Below are 19,167 nucleotides of genomic sequence, written 5' to 3'. Positions count from 1 at the left end.
GTACATAACTAAAAAAACCGTATGAATTAAAAACTCATACGGCTTACTAACATTAATTATAATTATTATTACTTACTTCTTAATAAATATGTTTGTGTAATACCAGTCTCCTTCTTCATCTTGTTCTGCAGAAATATCAAAGTCTGTATAATTTCCTTCGATGTTATTTCTATGAGATGGACTATTAATCCATGCATTAACTAAAGATTCTGCTGATGTATAACCAAATGCCACATTTTCTGAAACGGTTTGCGCGTTTTGATTTTCTTGTAGGCTTTGCTTACGTGCATAAAAATTATCATGAGAAACATTATTAACTTCTCTCATGTAATCTGTATGCGTATACGCAACTGCTTTAACAGTAGTATTATTAGTTAATGGGTTTAAGTCTTTACTAATCCTGTAGGCATTAATTAATTCTAATATTTCAATCTCTAAAGGCTTAGCTTGAGGAGCGTCAGCGATACTTAATACCTCTTGTTCTGTGAAATCTTCAGACGAACATGACGTCAAAGACATTAGGGCGAAAACAGCGATAGCTGATAGTAATAGTCTTACTTTCATAAGTAGGTTATTTAGATTTGGGATTACTAAAGTAACCTACTGTTTAGTTAATAGTGTTAATAAAATGTTAAAATCGATAAAAAACATGTATTTCGTCGATTTTTTATGTTTTTAATCGTTGTTTACTAACGCATTTTGAATTTTAAGTGCTTTTAATCGAATATTTGATACACTTTATCTATTGCTGGCTTAAGGTGATAATCTTTCTATTTTCCAACTATAATTTGATGTCAATATATACCTAATCCTATCATGCAGTCTATTAGGTCGACCCTGCCAAAACTCTATCTCAGCAGGTTTTACTATAAATCCACCCCAATGTTTAGGCCTTGTAATCTCTTTTCCTTCAAATTGAGATTCAAGCGCTTTTAATTTATCTTCTAACTCTACTCTATTAACAATAACTTCACTTTGATTAGATACTACTGCACCTAACTGACTGCCGCGTGGACGGGATTCGAAATACCCATCGCTTAAGTTTTCTGCAATTTTTTCTGCTACACCTTTAATAATGACTTGACGTTCAGCCATTGGCCAAAAAAATGATAAACATACATTAGGGTTAGCTAATATGGCTTTTCCTTTTTCGCTATTGTAATTGGTGTAAAATACAAAACCTTCATGCGTGTATTTCTTTAGTAGCACGACTCTGCTTTTTGGGAAACCATCTAAGCCTATAGTAGAAATGGTCATGGCATTAGTTTCTCCTTGGTTAAAATGTGTATCAACTTCAATAAACCAATCTCTAAATAACTCAATAGGATTTTCTGGCACATTACTTAGAAGTAATTCGCCTTTTTCATAAGACTTTCTGTAATTGCTTAAATCGTTTTCCATACATGTTATGGTTTACAGCAAAGTTACTTTTTTTGACTTGATAATAGGAGGTTAAAAAGCTAAAGTGTTGTGAATTGTTTTAGTTTAAAACTCGAAGACTTTTCCATCATCTGCTAAATCTACATTTGCAAAAATAGGTTCTGCTTCTTCTTTAAATAAAGAGATGTCATCATAACGTGTAGAATAGTGCCCTAAAATTAATTGTCCCACATTCGCCTTTTTTGCAATAGTAGCAGCTTGTTTGGCTGAACTATGCTTTGTTGTCTCGCAAAGATTTGCATTTTTTTCAAGGAACGTTGATTCATGATACAAGACATCTACGTCTTTGATTAATGAAATTTTATCCTCATCATAAGCTGTGTCACTGCAAAACGCATAACTCTTTGGGGCTTCAGGCGGTAATGTTACAGACGCATTCTTCACTATTTCGCCTTTTTTATTTTCAACATCAAAGCCTTGTTTAAGTTTTCTAAAGTATGCCACTTCGATATCTTCATTAAGCACGGCGTTCATATCTAATTTACGTTCACCTAATTTTTCTCTGAACAAAAATCCATTTGTGTAAACTCGATGTTGAAGTGGTATTGTATAGACTTCAACCTTATCATCTTCGAATATTAATTCTGATTCTTTTGAAGTTAGTTCATGAAAAATAAGCTTATAATTTGTCCACGAATCAGATAACTTCATCTGAAGTGTAATAACTTCCTTTAGACCTTTTGGACCATAAATATGAAGGTCAGTTTCTCGTTTTAATAATCTGAACGTAGATATTAAACCCACTAAACCAAAATAATGATCACCGTGTAAATGCGAAATAAAAATGTGCTTTATACGTGAAAATTTGATTCTATTTTTTCTTAATTGAACTTGTGTGCCTTCACCACAATCAATTAAAAACAAGTGATTACGAATATCCAATACTTGCGAAGTTGGGTTAGTAAACGTTCTAGGAGTAGCGCTATAGCAGCCTAAAATGGTCAATTTCATTTATTTGAATTTCTGTAACTACTATTATTTTAATAATTTAATCATGTAAATTGGCACTGGTTACTCTCTTCCAATTGCCCATTATGGGCTTTTATATTAAAATCCTAAATCGCGCTCTATATCTTCCATTTCGATGATATCATATGCTTCTTGAAGTGTCGGAACCACACAAATCTCATCTGGCATTTCATCCAGATTAACCTTATCAGATACAATAACAAAAGACTTTTTATCTGCTCTGTGCGTATTACTTATTCTCAAAAATTCTATAATTTCTTCTAGAGAAATCTGTTCTAAGCTTGAAAGATTTACAATGATATGGTTATGCTTATATCTATCATACACATTCTCTAATTTACGTACCAAATCCTTTACAGAGGCTTTCTCTTGGGTTATGATTGTAATATTTCCGTCATTACTAAATATCATTTCTACTGCTTTATTTTAGAGGCTAACAAGTAAATAACGGCCATTCTTATCGCTACACCATTTTCTACTTGGTTTAAAATAATAGATTGGTCCGAATCGGCAACATCACTGGTAATCTCAACACCTCTATTAATTGGTCCAGGATGCATGATTGTTATGTCTTTACTTAGGCTGTTTAGTAACTCCTTATTAACGCCATACTGTTGGGCATACTCTCTTGTAGAAGGAAAATAACTGATATCCATGCGTTCATTCTGAACACGAAGCATATTGGCAACATCACACCATTCTAATGCTTTTTTTAGGTTGGTTTCTACTTTAACTCCTAAATCCTTTATATATTTTGGTAATAATGTTTTTGGCCCACATACCATGACATTAGCACCTTGTAATTGTAGTGCATAAATATTAGACAATGCTACACGACTGTGCAATATATCTCCAACTATAACTACATTTTTGCCTTTAACCTCACCTAAGGCTTCTCTTATAGAATAGGTATCAAGTAAGGCTTGAGTTGGATGCTCATGTGCACCATCACCAGCATTTATAATACTCGCATTGATATGTTTTGATAAAAACACTCCTGCACCTGGGCTTGGATGTCGCATCACTACCATGTCTACCTTCATGGATAAGATATTATTAACCGTATCTATTAAGGTTTCGCCTTTTTTAACTGAAGATTGCCCAGCTGAAAAGTTAATGACATCGGCTGATAATCTTTTTTCTGCGAGTTCAAAGGACAATTTTGTACGCGTAGAGTTTTCAAAAAATAAATTAGCAATAGTGATGTCTCTTAAAGAAGGGACTTTTTTAATTGGTCTATTAATAACTTCTTTAAACTGGTCAGCCGTTTCAAAAATAAGTTGAATGTCTTCCTTGTTAAGGTACTTAATTCCTAATAAGTGATTGACACTTAATTGACTCATATGCTTATTTATTTATTAAGTAAACTGAATCTTCACCATCATTCTCTTTCCAGTTTACAATAACTTTTTCTTCATTTATGGCATCTACCTGTCTACCTCTATAATCTGGTTGTATTGGCAAATGTCTGCTAAAACGCCTATCTATTAGTGTTAGCAGTTCTATGTGCTTTGGTCTTCCAAATGATTGTATTGCTGTTAGCGCTGCTCTTATACTTCTTCCTGTATACAATACATCATCAACAAAAACTACATTTTTGTCTTCTACAATAAATTCTATATGGGTTGTGTTGGCCTCAAGAGGTTTATCGCCACGACGAAAATCATCTCTAAAAAATGTAATATCTAGATAACCGTATTCTAGGTCTTTAATACCATAATCTTCTTTTAGCATATGTGCTAAACGGTCTGCCAAATATTTACCTCTTGGTTGTAGACCTATAATTACAGTATTTGAAAAATCGATGTGATTTTCAATGAGTTGACAAGCCAATCTGTGAAGGATGATGTTTACTTCTTTTGAATTAAGTAATACTTTTTGACTCATAGAACTTCCAAACGCGTTTGGGCAACAAAGTTAAACTAAATAATTTGAGTAACAAACCTTAATTCTAATCCAAAAAAAAAGCCCTTCAAAATTGAAGGGCTTTTAAGATTATAATTTATGGTACATTATTTTTTACCGTCCATTTTATCTTTAAGCGCTTGTAATGCATCATTAGCGTCACCTAAAGTTGGTTTAGCTTCGGCAGCAGCAGCTTCTGCTTTACGCGCAGCTTGCTTAACTATCTTAGCTTCTTCTTCTCTAAATACAGCTGTGTGAGATGCAACAACTCTCTTGAATTCTTTATTGAACTCAATGATTTTTAATTCTGCTTCTTCACCTTTCTTTAATTTAGAACCATCTTCTTTTTCTAAATGTCTCTGAGGTATAAATGCAACAATATCTTCGTTGAATTCAACTGTAGCGCCTTTATCTACTATCTCAGTGATTTTAGCAGTATGCGTTGAGTTTAATGCAAACTCATCTGCATATTTGTCCCAAGGGTTTTCTGTAGTTTGTTTGTGACCTAAAGATAATTTACGTCCTTCTACGTCTAACTCTAATACAACTACGTCTAATTTGTCGCCTACGTTACAGAACTCAGATGGGTGCTTAATTTTCTTAGTCCAAGATAAATCAGAGATATAGATTAATCCGTCGATACCTTCTTCTAATTCAACAAACACACCAAAGTTTGTAAAGTTTCTTACGATACCTGAATGCTTAGAACCTACAGGATACTTAGATGTAATATCTGTCCATGGATCTGGCGTTAATTGCTTGATACCAAGAGACATCTTACGATCTTCTCTATCTAACGTTAAGATAACTGCTTCTACTTCGTCTCCAACAGATACGAAATCTTGAGCAGAACGTAAGTGAGTTGACCAAGACATTTCAGATACGTGAACTAAACCTTCAACACCTTCAGCAACTTCGATAAACGCACCGTAATCAGCAATTACAACAACTTTACCTTTTACTTTATCACCAACTTTTACATCTTCAGCTAATGCTTCCCATGGATGCTTAGATAATTGCTTAAGACCTAATTGAATTCTTGATTTGTCTTCATCAAAATCAAGGATTACAACGTTAAGTTTTTGGTCTAATTCAACAATTTCATTTGGATGATTGATACGAGACCAAGATAAATCAGTAATATGTACTAATCCATCAACACCACCTAAGTCAACAAATACACCGTAAGACGTAATGTTTTTAACAACACCTTCTAATACTTGTCCTTTTTCTAATTGACCAATGATTTCTTTCTTTTGCTCCTCGATATCAGCCTCGATAAGTGCTTTATGAGAAACAACAATGTTTTTGAATTCATGATTGATTTTTACAACCTTGAATTCCATCGTTTTATTTACATACTGATCGTAATCTCTAATTGGCTTAACATCAATTTGAGAACCTGGTAAGAATGCTTCGATACCAAATACATCTACAATCATTCCTCCTTTTGTTCTACACTTAACGAAACCATTTACGATTTCACCTGTTTGATGCGCATTATTAACACGATCCCATGCTTTAATTACACGAGCTTTTCTGTGAGATAATACTAATTGTCCTGTAGCGTCTTCACGTACATCAATTAATACTTCAACCTTATCGCCTACTGCTAAGTTAGGATTGTAACGGAACTCATTTAATGAGATTACACCTTCAGACTTTGCATTGATATCAATAATTGCATCACGGTCTGTAATAGTAATTACTGTACCTTCTACAACTTGATCATCTAAAGTATCTACAAAGTTTTCAGAAACTAACTTCTCGAACTCTTCAAGTTTAGTGTCTTCTACTTGCTCAATACCTTCTTCGTAGTTGTGCCAATCAAACTCTTTTAAAAACTTTTCTGGATTTGCTTGTGCCTCAGATACTACAGGCGCTTGGGTTGTTTTAGCTTCAGTTGCCTCTACTGCTACCTCAGCTTCTTTTGTTTTGTTTTCAGCCATTGCTGATAAAAATTTGTATTCTGAATGCTTTTAGAAAGTTTAAGGAGAAACACTTCAGAAGTTGTTATATACTTTATTTAAAACCCTTTACACTTTCTTATCTCCTGCAAAAGGGAGCGCAAAATTAATTAATTTTTACTAATTCGCAAAGATTTAAGGCAAAATAGAATAGCTATAAGTAATTAGTTCACAAAAAGATAATCCAGATTTTAAGTCCTTTTATATTTTGAACCTTAAATTGTGACTTACAAAAATAAATGGTGTCTAACAAACAGAGTATGAATACTATAAATCATATTACGATTTTAACATTTAATCAATATCTTTACAATAATTAAAAACTAAAACAATTTAATATTATGTACAAAGCAAAATATCAAGCTGTGCTTGACTTAGGAGAACAATTAAACATTAAAGACGGAAAAGTAGAAGAATCAGCTGATAAGCTTATGGTTTGGGGTACAGCAAGTACGCAATACGCTAAGGATGCTATTTGGAACAAGATTAAAGAAATTGGTGGTGATAACCCATCTGATATTATGGCAGATATTAAAGTAGAAGATGAATCTGTGTATGCTAGACATACTGTAGTTTCTGGAGATACTTTAGGTAAAATTGCTAAACACTACTACGGAGATGCAATGAAATACAAAGAGATCTTTGCTGCTAATACAAACATCTTAAGTAATCCAGATGTGATTCATCCAGATCAAGAATTAGTTATTCCTAATTTATAGACTACAGAATACTATAATTGAAGAAGGTTTGCGAAAGCAGACCTTTTTTATTTGAGCTTATCTTCAGCTAGCTTTCGTATAGCTGCTAATTGTTCCTCAATTGTCATTTTGGAATTGTCGAACTCAATGGCATCCTCAACTCTGATTAATGGCGAATCTTCTCGTGTAGAGTCTATTTTATCTCGTGTAATTACATTCTCCAAAACATCATCATAACTTAAGTTATGCCCACGTTCTAGTAATTCTTTATAGCGTCTTTTAGCACGTGTATCTGCTGAGGCTGTCATAAATATTTTGAGTTCAGCATCCGGAAAAACTACAGAACCAATATCTCTACCGTCCATAACAATACCTCTATCCTTGCCCATTAATTGTTGTTCTTGAACCAATTTTCGTCTTACTTCCGAAATTTCGGCAATTCGACTAACATACTTAGAGACTTCAAGAGTGCGTATTTGAGATTCAATATTTTCTTCATTTAAATACACCTCAGCAAAACCTAAGGCATCATTAAACTTAAAAATAATATTTATGTCATCTAAACTTGAAATGAGCGCTTCATTATTTAGTGAATCTTCTGTAATAAGATTATGCTGAACTGCAAAATAAGTAACCGCTCTATACATAGCACCAGTGTCTACATAGATATAGCCTAATTCTTTGGCAAGTAATTTTGCAACAGTACTTTTCCCTGTTGAAGAATAACCATCTATCGCTATGATAATTTTACTCATTAATTCAGGTCTATTTGTAAACCAAAAAAGCTTGTATTTGCTGATGCAGTATATCTGGCATGAGTGTAGCTCAACTTCATTTTATTTAGTTTCAGGCCAACACCAAATGACAAGCCCGAAAAATTACGTTGATCTAAAATACGTAATTCTTCTGAGCGTCTAAAGTTATAACCGAAGCGTAAATTAAAGCCTTTATCTGGCCATAACTCAGCACCCAAAATTAAGTGCCGTAGTGCATTATTAAAGAAACTAACTTTTTCTTCTGTTTGATTACCGCTCAAATCTGAAGTAGCACGCGCGGGATTTGAAACACCAATTGGCCATTGTTGCAAATTCTCGAGAGTTAAATGCCATCTCAACGGAATATATTCTAAGGTCTGTGACATTCCAAAATTAACCTCGAATGGCAACGGTTCATTTCTGCCAGCATAAGTTTTGAATTGCGTACCTAAATTTCTTACAGTTAAAGCAGCATGAAAATCTAGTCGTTCATTAATATACATGACACCAATATCCACTGCGCCTCCAATTGAGTTGTACTGTTCTAGTAATGATGTAATAACTTTTGCATTAGCGCCAATATAAAAATCTGTAAAAGGTATGTTGTAATTATAACCAAATGATAGTGCCACTTCGTTACCACTAAACGCACCTGTGGAAACGCCATTAAGATCGTAACCGTCAAACTCTCCATAATTAATATATGTAACTCCAAAATGAAATGTTTGTATACGTCGATCCCAAGTATAAGCATAGGCAGCAGTACCATAACTAATTCCTCCTAAATAACTGGAGTAGTTTAATGCTACCTGATTATGCATATCTGCATTTATTGAAGCTGGATTATAAAGGGCTTCAGTAACATCATAGTCAAAATTTGTAATGATTTTACCACCAAGAGCAGCTTGTCGAGGTGAAGAAATAAGATTAAGGAATTGATATGTAGATTCACCACCAAGTTGGGCAAAACTCATATACGCAAAGCAACACATAAGTAGAGCAGTAATCCTCTTAATCATAGACTTGCAAAATAACTAAATCTATATTAGAACGTAGGTCTAAATCTTTTATTTTTTGAAAAGTAAAAACCTCAGTAATTATACCGAGGTTTAAAAATTTATAGTGACTTTGGATTTTTTACTTTTTGTTTAGTAATTGCCAACTCTAAAACTTCATCCATATTCTTTACATAATGAAATTTTAACCCTTTTAAATATTCAGGTTTTATTTCATCGATGTCGCGCTTATTATCTTCACAAAGCAGAATTTCTTTGATTTTTGCTCTTTTAGCAGCTAAAATTTTCTCCTTTATTCCACCAACTGGTAATACTTTACCTCTTAATGTAATCTCACCAGTCATAGCAATGCTCTTTTTCACTTTACGCTGAGTAAATAACGATACTAAAGACGTAAGCATTGTAACACCAGCACTTGGTCCATCTTTAGGCGTTGCACCTTCTGGAACGTGGATATGCACATTATACTTATCAAATACTTCAGATTTTATTCCAAATTTGTCTGCATTTGCCTTTATATATTCCATTGCAATGGTTGCAGACTCTTTCATCACCTTTCCTAAGTTACCTGTTATAGAAAGACTACCTTTTCCTTTTGATAAAATAGATTCTATAAATAAAATATCGCCACCTACTCTAGTCCAAGCCAATCCGGTAACTACACCAGCAACATTATTGTTTTCATACTTATCGCGTTCAAGTCTTGGGCTACCCAAAATTTCTACCACATCTTCTGTAGAAACTTTGATATTGTAGTCTTCTTCCATGGCAATATTCTTCGCTGCGTAACGCACCATTTTTGCAATTTGCTTTTCAAGACCACGAACCCCAGATTCTCTTGTATAACCTTCAACAATCTTTTCTAATTGTGGTTTGCCAATCTTAAGTGCACTATCATCTAGTCCATGTTCTTTCAATTGTTTTGGTAACAAGTGAAGCTTGGCAATTTCAATCTTTTCTTCTATTGTATAACCTGTTACGTTTATAATTTCCATACGGTCACGCAAAGCAGGTTGAATGGTATTAAGGCTATTTGATGTAGCTATAAACATCACTTTCGATAGGTCATAACCCATTTCTAGGAAATTATCATAAAACTCGCTGTTTTGTTCTGGGTCTAATACCTCTAGCATTGCAGATGAAGGATCACCTTGATGACCAGCAGAAAGCTTATCTATTTCATCTAGCACAAAAACAGGATTGGATGTTCCGGCTTTCTTTAAGCTCTGGATTATACGACCTGGCATAGCGCCGATATACGTTTTACGATGCCCACGAATCTCAGCCTCGTCTCTTAAACCTCCTAAAGATATCCTTACATATTCTCTACCTAAGGCTTCAGCTATAGATTTCCCTAAAGATGTTTTACCAACTCCTGGAGGTCCATAAAGACACAAAATTGGAGATTTCATATCATTACGAAGCTTAAGTACAGCTAAATATTCAATAATTCGTTTTTTAACATCATCTAGACCAAAGTGATCTCTGTCTAATATAGATTTTGCACGTTTTAAATCGAATTGATCTTCGCTAAATTCATTCCAAGGTAGATCCAAGAATAACTCTAGATAATTACGTTGAATAGAATACTCAGCAACTTGAGGATTCATACGTTGCATTTTGGCCAACTCCTTTTCAAAATGCTCTTTTACATTACTGTCCCAAAGCTTTGCCTTTGCGCGCCCACGCATTTCTTCTATTTCTTCACCAGACGACACACCACCAAGCTCTTCTTGTATGGTTTTCATTTGTTGATGTAAAAAGTACTCACGTTGTTGCTGATTCATATCACTTTGAACCTTATTCTGAATATCATTTTTAAGTTCAAGCTTTTGATACTCAAGGTTCATATATTTAAGTGTCGCTAAAGCGCGTTCCTTTAGGTCATTAATAGCCAATAACTCTTGTTTCTCCTCTACTTTAAGATTCATATTAGAAGAGACGAAATTGACTAAGAATGAGTTACTCTCAATATTTTTAATCGCAAAACTTGCTTCAGTAGGAATGTTGGGACTTTCTTTTATAATCTCTAAAGATAAGTCCTTGATAGACTCAATAATTGCTTTAAATTCTTCATTATCCTTAGCGGGTTTCGCCTCAGATAAATCTGATATTGTAGCGGTTAAATATGGCTTTTCAGAAATAACCTTATTTATTTCAAAGCGTTTCTTTCCTTGGATAATCACGGTTGTATTACCATCAGGCATTTTCAGAACCTTAAGGATACGAGCAACAGTTCCTATTTTATAAATATCGGTTTCAGATGGGTTTTCAACTGACTCATCTTTTTGAGACACTACTCCTATTACTTTGCCACCATTATTAGCATCATTAATTAATTTTATGGATGTATCTCTTCCAGCAGTAATTGGTATTACTACACCTGGAAATAAAACGGTATTACGCAATGGTAAAATTGGGAGTGAATTCGGGAGAACTTCACTATTAATTAATTCTTCATCTTCAGGAGTCATTAAAGGAATTAACTCCGAGTTTTCATCAAAATCTTGTAATGACAAACTGTCAAGACCTATAAATTTTTGTTTTGCCATAGTATATTTTAAGTCATTCTGTCATTAAAAAATCACAAAATGCTATCATCAATCGTTATACATTTTCTAACTTTATGCTAGATATCAAGGTTTTACAGTCACTTTAGTCGTAAAACACATGTCATTAATTTCAATTGTTATGCCATTTAATTTTAAAAAATTAAAAACTTTTTTCTTCAAAAGTGTAACACAAAATAAGTTTATGTATCTGTAAGTAAAAGCAAGTGTTTTTTGTCAACAACCAATCAAAATATTGAACAGTTACTTTTGCTATGTAGTGCTGGTAATCAACGTGCACAAATAGAAGTTTACAATCGTTACTACAAAGCTATGTACAATACAGCATTAAGAATTTCACGAGATTCTTATAAGGCTGAGGATATTATGCAAGAATCATTCTTGACGGCGTACACTAAACTCGACACTCTTAAAGATAAAACTGTTTTTGGGTCTTGGTTAAAGCGCATAGTAGTTAATAATAGTATTGCAGAATATAACAAACAGGCAAATGAAAACGCCATTGCTTTAGATGATGTCATCTATAAGGTTGAAGATAATAATGGTATTGAAGAACATGATTTAGCCAATGAAAAGGCGAAATATATTATAGATACTATGAAAACTCTGAAACCTAACTATAATTTAGGATTAACACTGCATTTAATTGAAGGTTATGACTATGAAGAGGTGGCAGAAATTATGAACATTTCTTATGCAAATAGTAGAACATTAATCTCAAGAGCGAAAGAAAGTTTAAGAAAAAAACTAAGTGTTAACGCATATTAGATATGGAAGATAACAAAGACATAGAGCATCTTTTTGATGGTTTGAAAAATCAGTTTGATTTAGAAACCCCTACGATTGGTCACGAAGCTCGTTTTCTAAAAAAATTAGAATCACAATCTGAAGGTAAATCTAAACCACAAAATTTTTGGAGACCGTTTTTAGCGATAGCGGCAAGCGTTGTCATTGCGCTAACAGTATTTACAAGTTTAAATGCGGAAAATGAATTAACAGGTTTAGCAAGTGTTTCTCCAGAAATGTCTGAGACCCAGGATTTTTTCACAGCAACAATACGCGAAGAATTAAAGAAGTTAGACGCTGAGCGTACTCCTTTAACACAGCAAATAATTTATGAAGCTGAACGTCAATTAAAGGCATTAGAAGAAGACTATGCTGTTTTGAAGAAAGACTTAGAAGAAACAGGAAATGATGAGCGGATTATTTATGCAATGATTTCAAATTTTCAGAGCAGAATAGAGATACTTAAAAATATTTTAAACAACATCGAAGACTTAAAAAAACAAACAATATGAGACTAAAAATACAATATAAATTACTGAGCATTTTATTGCTAATACCAGTTTTAACTTTTGGAAATGATATGACGTTTAAAGACGATGTATCAACAAGAGAGCGCGTAATTCAGAAAACCTATAAAGTAGATAAAGATGCTACTTTAAAGATAAATAACAAATTTGGTAATGTAGATATTATCACATGGGATAATAACACTATAGAATTTGATATTTTAATTAGAGTAAGTGGTAATGATGAAGAGAAAATAGAAGAACGATTAGAAAAAATTGATGTCAATTTTTCTGCAACAAATAATTTAGTATCTGCCATAACCAGAATTGAAAAAAATAAATCTAATTGGTGGAATTGGGGTAAGAAAAAGAATTTAAAATTAGAGATCAATTATGTAGTTAAAATACCTATCACAAACTCTATTGACATTAACAATGACTTTGGAAGTGTAACTGTTGATACACTAGAAGGTGTTGCTAAAATTAATTGCGACCATGGCAACATCTCGACTAAAGAGCTTAAAGCCGATGGCAATGACTTAAATTTTGATCATACAAAAGACTGCTATTTTGAATATATAAAAAGCGGAAAAATAAATGCCGATTTTAGCAGTTACACTGTTGCAAAAACCAAAGATTTAAGTATTAGTGCTGACCATACTTCAGGGCATATTGAAGCTGCTGAAAACATCACTTATAACTGTGATTTTAAATCACTTAAGGTAGATAACGTAAATAACATTACAGGCAATGCTGACCATCTTACACTAAGAATAGGGAATGTTTATAAAAATGCCTCTGTAAAATCGGATTTTGGCTCTATAAAGATTGAAAAAATAGCCGCAAATGCTCAAAATATAGAAATTGATGGTGAACATGCCGGTATAAATATTGGGTATGCATCCTCATACAATTTTAGTTTTGAAATCGATTTGGAGCATGCTTCCTTAAGAAATAGTGATAATTTCAATTTTTCAAAAAAGAGAATTGATGGGTCAAACAAATATTATTCTGGAAGTTATGGAGATAGCAACTCTAAAAACTTAGTTAAAATAAATTCCGAATTTGGTAGCGTAACATTTAAAAAACAATAATCAATCAAAATAATATTCAGTTAAAATTATTTATTATGAAAACTCTAAAATTAACATTCAGCTTTATTTTCTTAATTGCAATTACTAGTGCAAATGCCCAATGGTGGGGTGGAAAAGGAATTAAAGGAAACGGTGATGTAACAACCATCACTAGAACTACAGGCGAATATGATGGTATTAAGTGTGGTGGTTTTATGGACTTTGAGCTAGTAGAAGGTGAAGAAGGAAAAATAACCATTAAAGGCGAATCTAACCTATTAGAACATATTGTCACCGAAGTCAAAAATGGTAACTTAATTGTAAAGGTTAAAAAAGGAAAGAACCTAAAACCTAGTAATAACAAACCGTTAATAATTACTATTCCATATAAAGATATCAACAGTGTTTCTCTTGCAGGATCTGGAGATGTATGGAATAAAGGTACAATCAACGCTTCAGAATTTAGTGCAGCCGTGGCTGGATCTGGTGATTTGATCCTTAATATTAATACCCAATCTACTAACGCTAGTGTTGCTGGGTCAGGTGATTTAACGTTAGAAGGAAAGTCCAAAAACTTAAAAGTAAGTGTTGCTGGGTCAGGTGATATTCATGGTTTTAAATTAGATTCTGTAAACGTAAATGCATCTGTGGCCGGATCTGGTGATATATCTGTCAATTGCTCTGGAGAATTAAAAGCTCGTGTTGCAGGTTCTGGAGATATTGAATACAGAGGTAACCCTACAAAAGAGGATACTAAAGTTTCTGGTTCTGGAAGTATAGAGAACTAGAAAAATTATATGAAACACTAAAAAAGCCTTCTCGTCTGAGAAGGTTTTTTTTATTGTTTTGTGTAGACAAATGTTAAATCTTGTATGGTATTGACAGTAGCGTCATCAACATTAATTACTGAAAAGCCTTCGGGAATAAGAATTGATAACGTGTTACCGTCTAGTGTCCAATCATTAGTTCCAAAAACATCGGTAATAGTTACTGTCATATCCGTTTGAGTCCAAGTAAAGTCTGTAGTTGAATCTTCATCAATGCAAGTCACATTAAAATCAACCTGATTAGTAGTGCCTATCTCGAGAAATATTTCTATTTCTGCAAAGGACGTACTTACAGATGCACCAGTACCGTCATCATTAAATACTAATGTTTCCTCATTATAACAATCCATTTCTTCTAGGAAATTGACATTCTCAGTGCCATCATTATTTAAGTCAATTGGCTCTTCGCCAATCCAAGCCGTTAACAGCCATGTACCGATAAGTTCGTTAGTAGGGTCACCTGTAAGAATACAATTCCCTAATCCAATTATCTGATCTTGCAATTCTTGTGTTTCACCGCAAGTATCAATAACGTTCTGTATAGCATCTTTTAGCGCATTACATAATGCAGTATAATTAACATCTGTAGAGTTATTAAATGCTGTCTCAGCCTCATTCTTGGCAGCGACAGCTTCTTGACAAGTATCTTGATTATCTAATACGCAGTCACCAAGTTCGTCTATAAGTTGTTGTAAGCTTCCGTCTTCATCACCACATACTATGATTCGAGCTTCGAGAGCATCCTTATAGGCATTACAGATTTCGGTATAATTTTCGTCAGTAGTATTAAAAAATGCCAAAGCTGCATCTAAAGTAACATTTGTAGCTTCTAAGCATGCTGCAGCATCATCGGTAAGAAATTCGCCTTCTAATGGCTCGTCATCACATTGAAATGCAGTACATAATATAAACAAACAACATAAAGCAAAAATTCTTTTCATAACCAATTTGATTTATACACACAAACATAAAAAATAATTAATTATTATATTTTTTCGTCTTATTGTGTTAAAGGCTTTACATAGTAATAAAAAGAAAATGACTAAACTTGGAAGGAACCACTTTGTTGAATGTATAAAAGAAATTAGTAGTTCAAAAACAACTATACCTTTCACTATCGGAATCTTTAATACAAGATCAAAAACTTAAATCTTATGTAGCCGCATTTGTTGCTATTAATGGGTTTGAAATAGCCTATGTAAATATTTATGCAAGTATTTAGGGTTAACAGATCTAGTTAAACTATGAATACCGAAAAAACCCTTAAAATTTAAAATGCTATTTTACTCAGTCATAATATACATCAAAACTACCTTCTGTAATAGTAACAGAATTGCCAGTTGATGGAAACTCATTACCAATAAATTCAAATGTACCCTTTATCCTTTTATTAACAGTGTCATGAAGCTCAATGGAGAAAGGACTTCCTGTTTCGCTTGGAAAACTAGAAGATGTGCCTATATTATATTGCCCAATTGGTATGGAACCAAAAGAAGAGAACGTATAATCACCAGGCGTAATATCGCCCGGAAAAGTTAATCCTATACTTTCCAAGTTGTTTTTTGTACCAACAATAGATAGTTGAGAGGTTCCAGCTATATCTATTAAAACTCCAGATATCATATCTGGTTGGTAATCATCGCCGTCAATTACAGCAAAAAATGCGTTTTCTCCATTACCACCAGGGGAAAGTTCTGTTGTAAACTGCAAATCAGTAAACACACCATTTGTAAATTCTTTAATCTGAACTGGCGTAGTTGTCGCATTATTTCCAGTAAAATTAAACGTTCCAGATATCGTATTATTGGTCATGTCTATTTCTGAAACAATAACTTGTCCTTGTGATGTATTATCATCAGCCAGAGCAACCCAAACTCCTTGTCCAGTATTATTGGCCTCGACATAAGCGGCAGAATTAACCTCTACCCCTGAATTTAGAGGAACTCCAAGTTCATATGTTCCTTCAGTATCACCTTGAAGTGTAATAGTAATTATTTCTCCTTGTGAACCTCGAAGACCATTAATATTTATTAATCCACCAACAATTGTAGCACTTTTCGTATCAGCGACATAAGTGGCACCATCAAAATCAACTCTAAAATCTCCTGCTGTCGGATCAATTGGGTTATCAGGATTGTTAGGGTCTTCAACTACAAACTCACCTTCTAAGGGTTCATTATCGCATTGAAAAGCCGTACATAATACAAACATACAGCATAAAGCAAGAATTCTTTTCATAACCGATTTGGATTTATTACCACAAACATAACAATTATTCAGTGGAATTGTTTTCAGGCACTCTAAAAAGTAAAATTATTCCTATTAAAAAGAACAAGAACATAAATAGTGTAGCATAACGCATAGATGTTACTTGATCAACAATTGCAAAAATGAGCATTCCAATGACAATACCTATCTTTTCGGCAACATCATAAAAACTAAAATACGATGTTGTGTCTTCTGTATCAGGTAAAAATTTAGAATATGTTGATCGACCAAGTGATTGCACGCCACCCATTACAAGACCTACAACTCCTGCCGCTATATAAAATTGAACGGGTGTTTTCATGAAATATGCATAAATACAAACTAGCATCCAAATGGCGTTAACTACAATCAATGTTTTAATGTTCCCAAATTTTGATGATGCTCTTGATGTTAAAACCGCACCTACAATTGCTACGAGTTGTATTACTAATATACTTACAATTAAGCCAACAGTTTTTTCACTATCTGATGCCCATTCGATTTCTTTTTCACCAAAATAAACCGCCATTAACATTATGGTTTGCACAGCCATGCTAAATACAAAAAAGGCATTTAAGTAACGTTTTAATCTAAAATTACCTTTTAGTTCTTTCCATACATTTTTAAGTTCATTAAATCCATTAAACAGCACTTCTTTAGTGACTTTATGTCCAGATGATACACCTTTAGGTAGCACATAAAATGTGTACTGACTAAATCCAATCCACCATAATCCAACTGTAATAAATGAAATTTTCATTGCACTAATTGACGCAGCATTTTTTGCACTTTCTAATGCTTCGGCAATTGCAGCTTCATTGCCTGAGTTGCGCACCTCTTCAGAAATACTAATATCAAAACCAAATAATTCTGGCATCATTACCATTGCCAAATTCAATATGAGTAGTAATACACTTCCTATGTATCCTAATGAAAATCCTTTTGCACTGGCGGCATCTTGCTGTTCTTCAAATGCTATATCTGGCAAGTAAGAGTTATAAAACACCAAGCTTCCCCAATATCCAAGAAGCCCCATAAAATAAAACGACAAACTAGCATGGATGTAATCTCGACTAAAAAAGTACAGGCCCATGCAGCCTAATCCACCCATGTAACAGAAAAACTTCATGAAATTTTTCTTGTTTCCTATATAATCTGCGATACCGGACAAAATCGGTGAAGATATCGCCACCACCAAAAATGTAAATGCTGTTATAATCGAAATTAAAACGGTCTGTTTCATCTCAAAACCAAAAGCACTGACTAATTCATCTTTAGTTTTAAATAGTGTAGAATAAAATATCGGAAATATTGAAGAGGCAATTGTTAGTGTATACACTGAATTTGCCCAGTCGTAAAATGCCCATGCATTAATGAGCTTCTTACTGCCTTTTTCAAATGTTTTCATTTACGTACAAAGTTTTATTTCATTAAAATGAAGCAAAGAATTAAATTTATTTATGCTCATTTCATAAATATTATACATATAAAAGCCGTTCTTTTTAAGAACGGCTTCTAAAATAACAATATCTTTTTACCTAAGGATTAATTAATGGGTCTAAATTCTGTGACACCAAACTTTGCAGCTTCTGCTTTAGCTTCAGGAGACCATTTTTGTAGGTTAGCAATACGTGTGTCATTACTTGGGTGCGTACTTAAAAATTCTGGTGGTGCTTGTCCGCCACTATTGGCTTTCATGCGCTTCCATAATTCTGAAGCTTCATCTGGATTATAACCTGCCATCGCCATTAACCGTAATCCAATCTCATCTGCCTGAGTTTCGTGAGAACGACTAAAGGGTAACATCCCACCAACATTACTTACTATTCCGAAAGATTGATTAAAAATACCTAGTGCTTGCTGATCTTTTGACAATGCTATATTTCCTGCTAAAGCAAGACCTTGTTGCAAGTATGCAGCACTCATGCGTTGCTGTCCATGATTAGCGAGTGCATGTGCCACTTCATGACCCATAATTGCGGCTATTCCAGTTTCATTTTGTGCAATTGGCAAAATACCTGTGTAAAATGCTATTTTTCCTCCTGGCATACACCATGCATTAACCTGCTCTGAGTTAATCAAAGAGTATTCCCATTTATAATCTTTTAAATATCCCGCATGTCCATTAGCATTTAACCAACGCTCGGCAGCTACTGCTATACGTTGACCAACACGAGTTATCATTTCGGCATCCTTAGTGCCGGTGACAACTTTATTTTCTCCTAATACTTGATTATATTGAGCAAATGATTGCGGAAACAACTGAGCATTAGAAACAAATGCCATTGTTTTCTTTCCTGTGAAAGGATTTGTTGCACATGATATAAATGCAACAATTAAACCTACTAAAGCAATTGATTTTTTGGCGTTCATAATAATTGAATTTAGTGTTTTACCAAGATACGAAA

Annotated in this window: 19 protein-coding genes; 5 read left to right on the top strand and 14 right to left on the bottom strand. The window is 33.6% G+C overall.

Annotated features, from left to right (window positions below; all coding sequences use genetic code 11):
- Positions 1-72 precede the first annotated feature (72 nt).
- The 7 genes from ED556_RS06985 to rpsA form a co-directional block, all read right to left on the bottom strand.
- The gene (locus ED556_RS06985; protein ID WP_296321229.1) at positions 73-564 is read right to left on the bottom strand and encodes a CAP domain-containing protein; all 492 of its coding nucleotides are present in this window, start codon (positions 562-564) and stop codon (positions 73-75) included.
- A 189-nt stretch (positions 565-753) separates the two neighbouring features.
- Positions 754-1,401: a pyridoxamine 5'-phosphate oxidase gene (gene pdxH, locus ED556_RS06980; RefSeq protein WP_296321226.1), complete on the bottom strand. Its 648-nt coding sequence runs from the start codon at positions 1,399-1,401 to the stop codon at positions 754-756.
- Positions 1,402-1,485: 84 nt separating this feature from the next.
- Positions 1,486-2,391: a ribonuclease Z gene (locus ED556_RS06975; RefSeq protein ID WP_296321222.1), complete on the bottom strand. Its 906-nt coding sequence runs from the start codon at positions 2,389-2,391 to the stop codon at positions 1,486-1,488.
- Positions 2,392-2,487: 96 nt separating this feature from the next.
- A complete protein-coding gene (locus tag ED556_RS06970) occupies positions 2,488-2,820 on the bottom strand; it encodes a ribonuclease Z (RefSeq protein ID WP_296321219.1) in 333 nt (110 codons plus the stop codon).
- 2 nt (positions 2,821-2,822) lie between these two features.
- Positions 2,823-3,752 (bottom strand): aspartate carbamoyltransferase catalytic subunit, encoded by a 930-nt coding sequence (locus ED556_RS06965; RefSeq protein ID WP_296321216.1) that lies wholly within the window; start codon positions 3,750-3,752, stop codon positions 2,823-2,825.
- A 4-nt stretch (positions 3,753-3,756) separates the two neighbouring features.
- Entirely contained in the window at positions 3,757-4,296 is a 540-nt protein-coding gene (gene pyrR, locus ED556_RS06960) for a bifunctional pyr operon transcriptional regulator/uracil phosphoribosyltransferase PyrR (RefSeq protein ID WP_296321212.1), read from the bottom strand.
- Between the two features lie 125 nt (positions 4,297-4,421).
- Complete coding sequence (gene rpsA / locus ED556_RS06955; RefSeq protein ID WP_296321209.1) at positions 4,422-6,263, bottom strand: 30S ribosomal protein S1; 1,842 nt, start codon at positions 6,261-6,263, stop codon at positions 4,422-4,424.
- A 359-nt stretch (positions 6,264-6,622) separates the two neighbouring features.
- On the opposite strand from rpsA, the gene ED556_RS06950 reads away from it, so the two are divergent.
- Positions 6,623-7,000, top strand: coding sequence for a LysM peptidoglycan-binding domain-containing protein (locus ED556_RS06950; protein ID WP_296321206.1), 378 nt, complete (start codon positions 6,623-6,625; stop codon positions 6,998-7,000).
- 47 nt (positions 7,001-7,047) lie between these two features.
- On the opposite strand, the gene cmk is transcribed toward ED556_RS06950, so the two are convergent.
- From cmk to lon, 3 genes are all read right to left on the bottom strand, one after another.
- The gene (gene cmk / locus ED556_RS06945; RefSeq protein WP_296321202.1) at positions 7,048-7,734 is read right to left on the bottom strand and encodes a (d)CMP kinase; all 687 of its coding nucleotides are present in this window, start codon (positions 7,732-7,734) and stop codon (positions 7,048-7,050) included.
- Entirely contained in the window at positions 7,734-8,753 is a 1,020-nt protein-coding gene (gene porQ, locus ED556_RS06940; RefSeq protein WP_296321200.1) for a type IX secretion system protein PorQ, read from the bottom strand. The genes cmk and porQ overlap by 1 nt, the downstream gene beginning before the upstream one ends.
- A gap of 98 nt (positions 8,754-8,851) precedes the next feature.
- Positions 8,852-11,302, bottom strand: coding sequence for an endopeptidase La (gene lon, locus ED556_RS06935; RefSeq protein ID WP_296321196.1), 2,451 nt, complete (start codon positions 11,300-11,302; stop codon positions 8,852-8,854).
- Between the two features lie 231 nt (positions 11,303-11,533).
- Here lon and ED556_RS06930 point away from each other — a divergent pair, with 231 nt between their 5' ends.
- Genes ED556_RS06930 through ED556_RS06915 form a run of 4 tightly spaced genes read left to right on the top strand, consistent with a single transcriptional unit; the run spans position 11,534 to position 14,473 of the window.
- Positions 11,534-12,088: an RNA polymerase sigma factor gene (locus ED556_RS06930; RefSeq protein WP_296321193.1), complete on the top strand. Its 555-nt coding sequence runs from the start codon at positions 11,534-11,536 to the stop codon at positions 12,086-12,088.
- 2 nt (positions 12,089-12,090) lie between these two features.
- Positions 12,091-12,618, top strand: coding sequence for a hypothetical protein (locus tag ED556_RS06925; RefSeq protein ID WP_296321191.1), 528 nt, complete (start codon positions 12,091-12,093; stop codon positions 12,616-12,618).
- The gene (locus ED556_RS06920) at positions 12,615-13,706 is read left to right on the top strand and encodes a hypothetical protein (RefSeq protein ID WP_296321187.1); all 1,092 of its coding nucleotides are present in this window, start codon (positions 12,615-12,617) and stop codon (positions 13,704-13,706) included. The genes ED556_RS06925 and ED556_RS06920 overlap by 4 nt, the downstream gene beginning before the upstream one ends.
- 35 nt (positions 13,707-13,741) lie before the next feature.
- Positions 13,742-14,473: a head GIN domain-containing protein gene (locus ED556_RS06915; RefSeq protein ID WP_296321185.1), complete on the top strand. Its 732-nt coding sequence runs from the start codon at positions 13,742-13,744 to the stop codon at positions 14,471-14,473.
- Between the two features lie 50 nt (positions 14,474-14,523).
- Here ED556_RS06915 and ED556_RS06910 read toward each other — a convergent pair whose 3' ends face one another.
- The 4 genes from ED556_RS06910 to ED556_RS06895 form a co-directional block, all read right to left on the bottom strand.
- Positions 14,524-15,453: a hypothetical protein gene (locus ED556_RS06910; protein WP_296321183.1), complete on the bottom strand. Its 930-nt coding sequence runs from the start codon at positions 15,451-15,453 to the stop codon at positions 14,524-14,526.
- A 346-nt stretch (positions 15,454-15,799) separates the two neighbouring features.
- Positions 15,800-16,750 carry a DUF6252 family protein gene (locus ED556_RS06905; protein ID WP_296321180.1) on the bottom strand — a complete coding sequence of 317 codons (951 nt, stop codon included), beginning with the start codon at positions 16,748-16,750 and terminating at the stop codon, positions 15,800-15,802.
- A 34-nt stretch (positions 16,751-16,784) separates the two neighbouring features.
- Entirely contained in the window at positions 16,785-18,167 is a 1,383-nt protein-coding gene (locus ED556_RS06900; RefSeq protein WP_296321178.1) for an MFS transporter, read from the bottom strand.
- Between the two features lie 137 nt (positions 18,168-18,304).
- Complete coding sequence (locus ED556_RS06895; protein WP_296321174.1) at positions 18,305-19,132, bottom strand: M48 family metallopeptidase; 828 nt, start codon at positions 19,130-19,132, stop codon at positions 18,305-18,307.
- Positions 19,133-19,167 lie beyond the last annotated feature (35 nt).

The sequence above is a fragment of the Winogradskyella sp. genome (genome assembly GCF_003712105.1).
Lineage (GTDB): Bacteria > Bacteroidota > Bacteroidia > Flavobacteriales > Flavobacteriaceae > Winogradskyella.
This window is presented reverse-complemented; position numbering and strand designations above follow the sequence as displayed.